The organism is Bacillus sp. 166amftsu (assembly GCF_900107445.1).
GTDB classification, from domain to species: Bacteria; Bacillota; Bacilli; order Bacillales; family Bacillaceae_G; genus Bacillus_A; species Bacillus_A arachidis.
Genome location: NZ_FNQA01000010.1, coordinates 80875 through 93580, shown reverse-complemented (window position 1 = coordinate 93580; position 12706 = coordinate 80875). Strand labels below are relative to the sequence as shown.

General features: G+C 34.3%; 11 protein-coding genes. 9 read left to right on the top strand and 2 right to left on the bottom strand.

Features of this window, described 5'->3' with window-relative positions; genetic code table 11:
• Positions 1-344: 344 nt before the first annotated feature.
• The 9 genes from BLV40_RS19525 to BLV40_RS19485 all read left to right on the top strand — a co-directional run bounded on the left by BLV40_RS19525 (position 345) and on the right by BLV40_RS19485 (position 10800).
• A complete protein-coding gene (locus BLV40_RS19525; RefSeq protein WP_026593962.1) occupies positions 345-1049 on the top strand; it encodes a metallophosphoesterase family protein in 705 nt (234 codons plus the stop codon).
• A 570-nt stretch (positions 1050-1619) separates the two neighbouring features.
• Positions 1620-2291, top strand: a complete 672-nt coding sequence (locus BLV40_RS19520; RefSeq protein ID WP_026593961.1) for a response regulator transcription factor — start codon at positions 1620-1622, stop codon at positions 2289-2291.
• Positions 2288-3559: a sensor histidine kinase gene (locus BLV40_RS19515; protein WP_035415681.1), complete on the top strand. Its 1272-nt coding sequence runs from the start codon at positions 2288-2290 to the stop codon at positions 3557-3559. Before BLV40_RS19520 ends, BLV40_RS19515 begins: the two co-directional genes overlap by 4 nt.
• Positions 3560-3854: 295 nt before the next feature.
• Positions 3855-4637, top strand: a complete 783-nt coding sequence (locus BLV40_RS19510) for a transporter (protein WP_139265575.1) — start codon at positions 3855-3857, stop codon at positions 4635-4637.
• A gap of 21 nt (positions 4638-4658) precedes the next feature.
• Complete coding sequence (locus BLV40_RS19505) at positions 4659-5432, top strand: C39 family peptidase (protein WP_090693001.1); 774 nt, start codon at positions 4659-4661, stop codon at positions 5430-5432.
• A gap of 316 nt (positions 5433-5748) precedes the next feature.
• Entirely contained in the window at positions 5749-7356 is a 1608-nt protein-coding gene (locus BLV40_RS19500; protein ID WP_026593957.1) for a sensor histidine kinase, read from the top strand.
• Positions 7353-8060 (top strand): response regulator, encoded by a 708-nt coding sequence (locus BLV40_RS19495; RefSeq protein ID WP_090692997.1) that lies wholly within the window; start codon positions 7353-7355, stop codon positions 8058-8060. Before BLV40_RS19500 ends, BLV40_RS19495 begins: the two co-directional genes overlap by 4 nt.
• A gap of 122 nt (positions 8061-8182) precedes the next feature.
• Entirely contained in the window at positions 8183-9529 is a 1347-nt protein-coding gene (locus BLV40_RS19490) for a 2-hydroxycarboxylate transporter family protein (protein WP_026593955.1), read from the top strand.
• A 68-nt stretch (positions 9530-9597) separates the two neighbouring features.
• Positions 9598-10800 (top strand): NAD(P)-dependent malic enzyme, encoded by a 1203-nt coding sequence (locus BLV40_RS19485; RefSeq protein WP_026593954.1) that lies wholly within the window; start codon positions 9598-9600, stop codon positions 10798-10800.
• A gap of 318 nt (positions 10801-11118) precedes the next feature.
• Here the strand turns inward: BLV40_RS19485 and BLV40_RS19480 are convergent, their stop codons facing one another.
• On the bottom strand, positions 11119-11658 hold the full coding sequence (locus tag BLV40_RS19480; RefSeq protein WP_090692993.1) for a DUF4871 domain-containing protein: 540 nt from the start codon (positions 11656-11658) through the stop codon (positions 11119-11121).
• A gap of 119 nt (positions 11659-11777) precedes the next feature.
• The gene (locus BLV40_RS19475; protein ID WP_090692989.1) at positions 11778-12704 is read right to left on the bottom strand and encodes a DMT family transporter; all 927 of its coding nucleotides are present in this window, start codon (positions 12702-12704) and stop codon (positions 11778-11780) included.
• Between the last annotated feature and the right edge of the window lie 2 nt (positions 12705-12706).

Sequence of the window (12706 nt, the reverse complement as noted above, 5' to 3'; positions counted from 1 at the left end):
TCTATCGCAACTTGTTTTCCGTTTATGAAAACCTCTACCACCGCTACTACAACTTCAATCACTTTTTTCATCTCTCATCTCTCCTTGTTTGTATCGTATTTCTTACTTTAATTATAGTGAAGCATGAGCTTTATAACTATCGAATTGAGTGACAAGAGACTTACAATCTTGTAAGAGAAATTTGGTAGGTTTGTAAGGAGAGCGCTATTTGAGGACTAATAATCAGTGGATGATAAAGCCCCCATTGATTTATTTTTTGAATGAGGCTTCGGAATATAAGTCAGAAGATTCAGATATGATAAGTTATAATATGGAGTAAGTTACTCTAGAAAGAAGGGGAATATATGCAGAGGTTTCTTGTAATAAGTGATATTCATGGAGAAATAGAGAAATTTGAAAAATTGTTAGTAGAAGCACAATATAATGCAAAACAAGATCAGTTAATTTTACTAGGAGATTACGTTGATCGAGGACCGAATGCAAAGGCTGTAATTGAAAAAGTGATGGAATTGAAAGAAGAAGGAGCTTTTGTTTTAAAAGGAAATCACGAAGATATGATGATTAAAGCATTAACAACCGATGAAGAGCAATTATGGGATCATTGGGTGAAGAGAAATGGTGGGAATAAAACGTTATATAGCTATAACTTTTCAGAGAATGATATTGCTACAGATGAAGAAGAGTTTAAGAAACCTAATTTGAAATCTGAGATACTAGAGAAACATTTGCAATTTATCCAAAAACTAGAACATTATATCGAAACAGAACAGTATATATTTGTTCATGCTGGTGTAGAACCAACAAAACCAGTTTCTGAATCCGAGCCATACACGTTAATGTGGATACGGAATGAGTTTCATAGTGGATATAATGGTGAAAAGACCGTTGTATTTGGACATACAGAAACCAAGACACTTCATGGTGATGATAATTGTGATGTATATTTTGGGAATAACCGAATTATCGGAATTGATGGCGGGGCAGTATATGGAGGCCAGCTAAATTGTTTAGAGTTACCAAGCCAAATTGTATATGCAGTAAAAGAATAATATAAAAAGAGATAAGGGATCAAAGTAAAGACCAAACCTTATCTCTTTTTACGTGCTTATATAATTTATAAAACCATCACGGAGATTCATTATCGATTTAACTCTATTATAACTTGTTTCCCATTTACAAAAACCTCTACTACTGCCACTACAACTTCAATCATTTTTTTCATCTCTTATCTCTCCTTTGTTTGTTTTCTTATTTCTTACTTTAAGTATAATAGGCAGTAAGTTTCGTAACTATCGAATTAGGTGACGAGAGGATTACATTGTTGTAAGATACAAATCTTCTGTTTTTAAAACTCCTTTTTTAAGGGAAAGTTAAGGAAGGGATTTCATAATAACCTTCATATACAGAAAAACGGATGATAAAGTGAGAGAAAGAATGCTTTATATTATGACAAGCTTGCAGAGACAATGATATATAATTATTTTAATTACATATGATTTAGCGGTAACGGAGTGAGCGAGTTTTTTATGCTGTTCATAAAAGTCTGATTGGTGATGGCAGTTTCATTCTGTAAGTGAATAGAAAGAGATCTTATGTTAGATGAAAGGTGAGAAAGTGATATGCGCTTGTTAGTTGTAGAAGATAATGCACCTTTATTAGAATCAATTACACAAATTTTACGTGATGAGTTTGAAGTTGATACAGCAATGAATGGGGAAGATGGCTTATTTTTGGCATTGCAAAATATTTATGATGTAATACTTCTTGATGTGATGTTACCAGCGATCGATGGTTTTGAGGTAATTCAAAGAATACGAAATGAAAAAATTGAAACACCTGTCTTATTTTTGACTGCTAAAGATTCTTTAGAAGACCGTGTGAAAGGGTTAGATTTTGGTGGAGATGATTATTTAATAAAGCCATTTCAAGCTCCAGAATTGAAAGCAAGAATTCGAGCTTTATTACGAAGAAGTGGTAATTTAACAACAAAGCAAACCATTACCTACCGTGGAATCGAGTTGTTTGGAAAGGACAAAGATATTCACGTAGATGGAGAAGTAATGAAATTAACATTAAAGCAATATGAACTTTTAGAGTACCTGATTCAAAATAGTGGAAAGATTTTAATGCGTGAACAAATCTTTGATCGCGTTTGGGGATTTGATTCAGATACCACGGTAGCGATTGTTGAAGTGTATGTTCATCATTTACGAAAAAAATTGGAGCCATTTGGTTATCAAAAAGATATTCAAACCGTTCGCGGGATTGGATATATGTTAAAAGAACAATGAAGAGGAGAAGTATGTTTCAAAAAACACGCATTCGCCTTACAATTTTAAATTCATTAGTGTTTATTATATTAATTGGGATATTGGGAAGCGTTATTTATTCGTATACACACGACCGAATTTATAAAGGAATAGATGACTCTATAAGGAATTTTATTGTTAAGCAGACAAAAAATAATCGGGCACTGCAAAAACAGTTTGGCTTAAATAAAGATTTACGTATTGGAGATTCGAGGATTCTTGTATTGAAATGGGACGAAAAGAATCAGTTGATAGATATGGAGCCGAAATTTCGAGGGCCTAATTTTTGGGAAGATAATCAATCTAAGTTATTTCCAAAAAAACTTGGAGATTTTCATGATATAGAAGTAGAAAGAAAAAGTTTTCGAACATGGGCGTTTCAAATGAATTTGTTATCTGGAGAAAAAGTGACATTTCAAATATTACGTGAAACAACTGCTGAAAAAGAAATGCTCCACACACTATTACTAATTATCATCATTGGATGTAGCATTGGAAGTGTATGTGCAATTGGGATGGGATTTTTCTTAGCTGGAAGAGCTCTTATACCAATTCGTAATTCTTGGGAAAAGCAGCAACAATTTGTTTCCGATGCCTCTCATGAATTAAGAACACCGCTAGCGGTCATTCAATCAAAAACAGATGTACTATTTCAGTCTCCTTCCGCCACGATAGAGGAAAAGGCAATTGATATTTCTACAATTTCAAAGGAGTGTAGAAGGTTATCAAAGCTAGTTGCTAATTTATTATTGTTAGCTCGTTCAGATTCGAATCAAATTGAAATGGATAAAAAGGAATTTGCACTAGATGCATTATTAATAGAAGTAGTAGATCCTTATACAGAGATTGCTGCGTATCAAGAGAAAAAGATGACATTGGAAATCGAATCTAAAGTATCTTTTACTGGTGATAGAGAAAGAATTCATCAAATGGTTGTAATTTTATTAGACAATGCGATGAAATATACTGATGTTGGTGGGACGATTCAAGTAGCATGTATGCAAACAAGTAGTTCAATTATGATTCAGGTAAAAGACAATGGAATTGGAATAAAAGAAGAAGATATTCCAAAGTTATTTGATCGTTTTTATCAAGGAGATAAAGCGAGAACGAAATCAGAAGGAGCTGGCTTAGGTCTTTCAATTGCTAGTTGGATTGTAGAAAAACATTATGGAAAAATAAAAGTAGAGAGCAAAATGAATGAAGGTACTTGTTTTGAAGTGATTTTACCTAAAAATCAACGAATATAAAGAAATTAGAGACGATCTTGTTTTACAAGGTCGTCTTTTTTTTAAGGGAAAGTTAAGAAATGTTTTTCATAATAGAGTTTACAGAGAATAAGAAGGAAAAAAGAGAAAAAGTAATGACTTTGCATTCTTTTTGCGGATAGATAGTTATATTCATGGGTGATTTTAATACGAGCCGAACTGAACGTATCTTTTTCGATAATATGGAAAAAATGGAAGGCGGATTGTATGAGAAACATAAAGGAGGAGAAGCAATTTGAAAAAGAAAAAGGTAGCATCATTATTTGTTATTGGAATAATGAGTTTAAGCGTAATGGGAGGGGCGTCTGCTTCTACAACGTCAAAAGGCAAAACTAACTTTTCGCAGTGTAGTAATGAACAACTGAATAACGGAGAAATGCATGTGGCCTATACAGAGGAGAAGGCGCAAAAACTAGGAATTGAAACGGATGGAAAAGAGCAACTTATGTTAGAAAAGGAGATTCATGAAACAGAAGTTGATCGAGAAGCGGCACAATTAGGAATCTCTACTGAGGGAAAAGATGTAGGGGTTCTTTCAGAAGAAATCTATGAAACAAAAATAAAACAGGAAGCAAAAAAATTAGGAATACCGATCGAAAATACATCCATTGTCGATTTAATCAATCAAATTAATACAATCAAAATAAGTGATGAAGCAGATAAATTCGGTATTTCAAAAGAAGGAAAAAAAATAGATGAAGTTGCTGAAGAGGTTTATGGAACAAAGGTAAAAGAAGAAGCGGAAAATCTCGGGATTTCTCAAAAAGGGAAAGGTATAGAGGAGTTAGCGCAAGAAGTATATGAGGGGAAAATTCAAGCCGAAGCAAAAATACTTCATATTGATTTATATGGTAAAGATATTTACCAAGTGCTAAAAGAAATCAATGAGCAGAAAGTAATACAAATTGCAGACGAGCTTGGTATAGATCGTACAAATACAAATATCGAGCAGTTAAAAGAGAAAATAAAAGAAGAACAGCCTGAAAAGGGAAAGGAACTTGTCTTTTTACCTATGGTTCAAACAGATGCGGATGCATTTTATTCGTATTTAACGAATTAAAAAGGGCGTGAAGATAGAAGGATGATACGAAAGTGGAAGATGTATATATGTGTAATTGTATTAGGAATATTTATCTGTAGTGTATATATGAAAAGAAGTGACATAATGCCTGTTACTAAACATGTAGAGAGTGTAAAGAGAATCGTCTCAAACCAATTTAATCAAAAGAAAAGGGAACTAGTGAATATGGATGAAGAAAAAGTAGTACTACAAAATGTACCCTTTATTCAGCAGTTACCAGAGCTAGACAGAGGTTGCGAAGTAACAAGCTTAGCTATGATGTTACAGTACGCAGGTATTTCTGTAGATAAGCTAACACTAGCAGATGAAATACAGAAAGTTTCCTTTTCAAATGATGGTGTACGCGGTAATCCACATGAGGGGTTTGTAGGGAATATTTATACTTTTTCTGAATCAGGATATGGCGTGTATCATGAACCATTGTTTCAGTTAGCAAACAAATATTTACCGAATCGCGCTGTTGATTTGACAGGTGAGAACATAGATGAAATTTATAAAACTGTAAAAGAAGGCGCACCAGTTGTGATGATTACAAATGCAACGTATGCACCTTTAGATGAAAATGAATTTGATATATGGAAAACGGATGCAGGTAATGTTTCTATTACATATAATGAACATTGCGTTCTTCTTGTTGGCTACGATGAAGAATCGGTGTATATACATGACCCGCTTAGTGACACGAAAAGTGTAAGTGTTCCGCGTGAAGACTTTGAACAGGCATGGGTACAAATGGGGAGTCAGGCAATTAGCTATATGGAACAACATGAATAGATTCAAGAAAAAATAAGAGGAGTTCAGCATATTTATTATACTGAACTCCTCTTTATTATTTATCTTTCATTTCTTTTTGTTTGGTATTTCATTTTATACGTTCAGTATAAGGGAAAGATGGAGATGCAACGATCGAAGGAGAAGACATGAGAATTCCGTTGTTGTAAGAATAAAAAGTGGATAGAAACTATTGTGAGAGAATGAATTAAGGTAGATGTCCCTATTTAATGAAAATGAAATGGTTGTATTTATAAAAAAGAATAAGTAAGATAGATTTCACGTGTAATAAAGAAGGAATAAGGGAGACAATAAAGGGATGAGGAAAAGAAAAAAGTTGTTAAGTTTATGGAAGACGATTACATTACTAGTGTGTATTGTTATTTTACTTTCTTTACTTGTGACAGATATATTAATTAGTCATAATGTCGAGCGTACGACGGAAGAAAGTCAGGCTGAAAAAGCAAAAACAATCGCGCGTATTGTAGCGAATTCGCCACTTGTCATTGATGCTTTAGTAGGAAGAAAAGATATATCTGAAGTTCAAACGTATACAAATCGTTTATTAAAAAATACAGATGTTCAATTTATTGTAGTCATGGATATGAATGGAATAAGAAAATCTCATCCAAATCCTCAGAAAATCGGTCATCATTTTGTTGGAGGAGATGAGGGGATAGCTTTGAAAGGGAAAGAACATGTATCGATGGCAGAAGGAACGTTAGGAATTTCTATGCGAGTTTTTGTACCGATCTTTTCTGAAGCAAAAGAACAACTTGGGGTTGTCGCTGTCGGAATTTCAGCTGATAATGTGCATGAGAGGGTAAAAGAGAGTAGGCACATTATTTATATTGGTATCAGTGTTGGAATCTTAGTTGGAATTATAGGTGCTATTTTATTAGCTAGACATATTAAGAAAATTTTATTTGATCTTGAACCTAGCGAAATCGCAAAAATTTTAGAAGAACGAAATACGATGTTACAATCTGTTAAAGAAGGAATTATTGCTGTCGATAAAGAGGCGAGAGTTACTTTAATTAATAACGAAGCGAAACGGTTATTTAAGAAGAGTGGTCTCGAAGAAGATTTTATTGGTAAAGATATTGAGAAGTATATGCCTAACTCATGTATAAAAGAAGTGTTACAAACGGGGAAAGCACAATTGTATGAGGAACAAAATCTTTATGGAATTACCATTGTTACAAACAGAGTTCCTTTATATGTTAAAGGAGAAATTGTTGGTGCCATTGCAACATTTCGTGATAAAACAGAGATTAGGCAATTAGCAGAACAATTAACAGATATTCGACTTTATGCAGAAGCGCTCAGGGCACAATCTCATGAGTTTATGAATAAGATGCACGTTGTATTAGGGCTTACACATATGAAGCATTATGGACAATTAGAGACCTATATTAGTAACATGGTCTCGGAGCATCAATATGAAATTGGTGGTGTGATGCAAAAAATAAAAAATCCTGTATTTGCAGGGTTTATGCTTGGTAAACTTAGTTACGCAAGGGAAAAGAATGTCCAACTTATTGTAAGTGAAAATTCTTACTTACCAGAGCCATATGCCGAAAGCATTATTCATGAACTCATTACAATTGTAGGAAATTTAATCGACAATGCATTAGATGCGGTGATGAATTGTGAATATAAGCGAGTAGATATTTCTATTCAATATCAGGATAAATTGATTATTACAGTGAAAGATACAGGATTTGGAATCCCGAAAGAAGAAATTGAAAAAGTATTTGCCAAAGGGTATTCCACAAAAGGAACAAATCGAGGATATGGCTTATATCTTGTAAATGATAGTTTAAAGCGGATAAATGGAAGCATACATGTCAATTCATTGTTAGGAAAAGGAACGACAATAACCATTGAAATACCATACAAAAGTAGGGATGAGATAGGAACATGATCAAAGTTTTGATTGTAGAAGATGATCCAATGGTAGCGATGTTAAATAAGCATTATTTAGAGCAAGTAGGGGGATTTGAACTTGTTCATATAGCTAATTCTGTGAAAGAAGCAGTAGAGATATTAAAAAGGTCGGCTATAGATTTCGTATTGCTCGATATTTTTATGCCTGGTGATACAGGGTTTGACTTGTTAATGCATATTAGGAATCAAGAAAAAGAAATTGATGTAATTATGATTTCAGCTGTGCATGATATGGGAAGTATAAAAAAAGCGCTTCAATATGGAGTTGTTGATTATTTAATTAAACCATTTACATTTGAAAGGTTTAAGGAAGCATTAACCGCATATCGAGAAAAATTTATATTTATGAAAGAACAGCAAAAAATTAGCCAATCTGAATTAGATACGTTGATTTTACAAAAAGAAAAAGTAGAAATTCATGCAGATAAAGAACTGCCAAAAGGGCTAACAAAGCAAACATTACAGTTGATATGGAAGCAAATAGAAGCGCTTCATGGACAAGCATTTACAACAGATGAAATGGCTCAATTAGTTGGGATTTCAAGGGTGTCTATTCGAAAGTATGTAATGTTTTTAACTGAAATTGGAGTTTTAGAAAATGAAATGGTTTATCAACATGTAGGGAGACCGGTAAGTAAATTACGATGCATCGATGAAAACAAAATACGTTTGTATGTATAAGCGACTTATGTAAGTCGCTTATACTTTTTTTAATTACAAAACTAGTTACAAAACTTACAAATACTATTTTTACTGTTGAAAGCGTTTTAATATTATAAACAAGAATATAAGGAGGTGCCTATATGGGGATTCAAAAAAATGTGGAAGCGATATCATCCGTGGAAACAACAGAAGTGGAACAAAAAACTTTTGTTTCGAAAGTTATGAATATTAAAATTGGCGTTATACCTTTACCGTTATATATCGTATTAGCAGCTATTATTTATGGAGCATCTGTATATAACAAATTACCTGCTGATATGATTGGTGGATTTGCAGTCATTATGATTATGGGAATTTTCTTAGGTGATATTGGGATGAGGATCCCGATTTTAAAAAATATTGGTGGACCAGCAATTCTTTCATTATTTATTCCATCTTTACTAGTGTTTTTCAATTGGATGAATCCAGCTTCAATGGAAGCAGCGACGATGCTAATGAAAAAATCGAACTTTTTATATTTATATATTTCTTGTTTAGTAGTCGGAAGTGTTTTAGGAATGAATCGAAAAGTTTTAGTACAAGGGTTTATTCGTATGTTTATTCCGTTAGTTGTAGGAACACTAGCTTCTATTGCAGTGGGATTATTAGTTGGATCATTATTTGGATTTGAAATGAAGCGAACATTCTTCTTTATCATTGTACCAATTGTGAGCGGTGGTATCGGAGAAGGGATTTTACCACTTTCCTTAGCTTACAGCGAGATTTTAAATCAATCATCAGCAACATTTGTATCTCAGCTTATTCCAGCAGCGGTTATCGGGAATATGTTTGCGATTGTAGGCGCTGGATATATGAAGCGATTAGGTGAGAAAAAACCAGAACTTAGCGGTAATGGTGTGTTGGTAAAAACAGGTGATCAAGACGAATTATTAAAAGAACAAAATACAGAAAAACCAATTGACTTCTCATTAATGGGAGCAGGTTTATTAATCGCATGTACGTTCTTTATTTTCGGTGGATTTGCTTCTAAATTTATTGGTATTCCAGGAGCAATCATTATGATCTTTTCAGCAGCACTTGTGAAATACTTCAAATTAATGCCAGCAAAAATGGAACAAGGTGCATATCACTTATATAAATTTATTTCGAAAACCTTAACTTGGCCATTAATGGTCGGTTTAGGATTGTTATACATTCCGTTAAAAGATGTGGCAGCTGTTCTTTCAGTTGGATATGTTGCGGTGTGTGCATCAGTGGTAATCACAATGATCACGACTGGTTTCCTTATTGGAAAAGTCATGAAAATGTTCCCGGTTGAATCTGCGATTGTAACAGGATGCCATAGCGGATTAGGCGGAACTGGAGACGTTGCGATTTTATCAGCTTCAAATCGTATGGAATTAATGCCATTTGCGCAAATTTCAACGCGTTTAGGTGGCGCTGCTATGGTTGTAACAGCGACAATTTTATTAAAAATGTTTTCATAATTTATCATCATACAAGCTAGCTATGTAAAAACGTAGCTAGCTTGTCAAATTAGGAGGAGTTTATTTATATGTTAGAAAGTCAAATTAATGAACGTTCATTATTACTTCATAAAGAATTGGTAGGAAAAATTGAAATTACAAGTAAAGTAGAAGTAAATTCAGCAGATGATTTAAGTTTGACATATACACCAGGAGTGGCTGAGTCTTGTAAAGCGATCGCTGCAGATGAAGAAACAGCTTATGACTATACAGCGCGCGGTAATATGGTGGCAGTTGTTTCGGATGGAACAGCAGTACTCGGATTAGGTGATATTGGACCGAAGGCAGCTATGCCTGTTATGGAAGGGAAAAGTATTTTATTTAAAAAATTTGCGAATGTAGATGCATTTCCGCTTTGTCTTGGAACGACTGATGTAGATGAAATCGTAACCATTGTTAAAAATTTAGAACCTACATTTGCAGGTATTAATTTAGAAGATATTGCAGCGCCGCGCTGTTTTGAAATTGAAAAGCGCTTAAAAGAAGAAACAAATATTCCAGTGTTCCATGATGATCAACACGGAACAGCAATTGTTGTTTTAGCTGCAGTTATTAATGCTTTAAAAGTTGTAAACAAACAGATGGATGAAGTGAAGATTGTCATTAATGGTGCCGGTTCTGCAGGGATTGCAATTGGTAAATTGTTATTAAATGCAGGCGCGCAGCATATGACGTTAGTAAGTTTAGAAGGTATCGTTTGTGAAGGGGAATCATGGATGAACCCTGCACAAATCGAGATTGCGAAAGAAACAAATCGTGAATTTGTACGTGGAACATTAAAAGAAGCGATTGACGGAGCAGATATTTTTATCGGTGTATCTGCCCCTAACGTATTAACAAAAGAACTTGTGAAGACAATGAATGAGAAACCAATTGTGTTTGCAATGGCGAATCCAGTACCAGAAATATTCCCAGAAGATGCACTAGAGGCTGGAGCAGCGGTTGTTGGAACAGGACGTTCTGATTTTCCAAACCAAGTAAACAATGTCTTAGCATTCCCTGGTATATTCCGTGGTGCATTAGATGTACGTGCAACAGATGTCACAGAAGAAATGAAGTTAGCTGCAGCATATGGAATCGCTAACATCATTACTGATGAAGAACGAAATGAGAACTATGTAATTCCAAATCCCTTAGATAAAAGAGTTGTTCCAAGTGTTGCTGCTGCAGTAGCAAAAGCGGCAATCGAGTCAGGAGTCGCACAGATTACAAAAATGCCAAGTTATAAATAATAAAACGCAGTGCCCTTTTAAGGAGGCACTGCGTTTTTAGTGAGATAAGAGATCAGAGCAATAAAGAAATCGTACCTCCGCTTATGGTTTTATATTATTAGTAATAAATATTTCGCTTTGCATTATTTATTCAACTCCATTGCAACTTGCTTTCCATTTACGAAAACCTCTACCAAAGCCACTACAACTTCCATTACTTTTTTCATCTCTCATCTCTCCTTGTTTGTTGTTTCATTTCTTACTTTTAGTATAAGGGAGAGAAGGGGATGCAACTATCGAAGTAGATGACATAACAATTACATTGTTGTAAGAAAGACATTAAGTTTTCTCACTTTTTTCTACTTGAATAACAATTTGCTCATAATATTTCTCATCAATATAGACATTTAAGACCCATAATCCAGGAGAAGGTAGTGACATAAGGAAAGGGAGTTCTTTTATATTTGAATGAATGGGAGTAGGAGCAGTCCAAGTTTGTTCGAAAGTTTCATCTTGAAAGAGTATGGGAGTCGGTTTTGTAGATCCTTGTTTTAAGGCGATAATAGATAGTTTTCCAGATGGCATTTGTGGATCGAGGAAGAACCACATCTGTTTATTTTTCTCACCAGCAATGAATGTACTATCTGCAATTGCAACTTTTCCTTCAATGCCTTTTAATGGTGTCTTTCCAGCTACAAAGGAAGGACTTTCTTCCCAGTTAACATCTTTTAAGACGCTTAAGTGAAAAAATGAAGGTACATTATTTTGAGGTTGAGAGGTTTTTGTTATTTCTTTTATAGGTGCTTTGGAATCTTGCTCGATTGAGGTACATCCAGTGATGAGAAAGGAGAAAAGTAGCACAGTGCCAATTTTTTTCATTTTGCCACACTCCTATTTTTCATTGTTAGTGTAATTGTATTTGCTAGAAGAGCGGACAATTCCTTTTCATTCATAAAAAGAGGTCAGAAGTTTAGTATGACCTCTTTCGATATTTTGCACTATATTTGTTCAGGTGTGAATGTAGGTTCTGCTTCTTTTTCTGGCATTGTTAAGAAAATAACGGCGATGACGATACATACACCGCCTAGTAATTGGTATGCGCCGAAAGATTCTTTTAGCCAAGTGATGGAAACGATAGCTGCTACAAGCGGTTCAATACTAGATAAAATACTGCTCTCTGTTGCGGATAAATATTTTAAACTGCCAATGTAGAGAAGAAAAGAAAGCGTTCCACTTATAATAATTAAAATCAGCATAGAGAATGTTGGAAGTGTAAATGTTTGTGAAAGTTGTTTCCATTCAAAAGAGTGATTATAAATAAATAGTGAAATGCCCCCGATTAACATCCCCCAGCCAATAATAAGAGTTGTGCCCCATTGTTTAATAAGAGAAGCAGGGTGAAGTGTATAAAAAGCAAAACCAATAGCTGTTAATAGACCAAATAAAATAGCTTCCTTGGATAAAACAATATTTTCAATTGATCCATTTGTAATAATAAAGTATGTGCCTGTTAGGGCAGCGACAATGGCTAACACTTGCATAATTGAAGGAAGTTTTTTATACCGTATTGCAACATAAACGGTAATGAGAACTGGCCCTAAAAACTGGAATAAAGTAGCGGTAACTGCGTTGCTAATATGCACTGTTTCAATAAAAGCATACTGGGCGCCAAGCATTCCAAGAATAGAGAAAATGATAAGTTGTAAAAGATGGCGTGGGTGTTGCCAAATACGAAATATATTTTGTTTTTTTATAAGTAGAAAACATAAAATAAAGATCCCAGCAAGCAATAGGCGAATTACTAAAAAATCAATAGATGATACTTTCGTATGTTGAAAGAGCCACTGAATCATTGGACCTGATAATCCCCATAGAGTAGCTCCTGTAATAATCATAATGAGGCCGAGACGTCTGTTATTGTTCATCA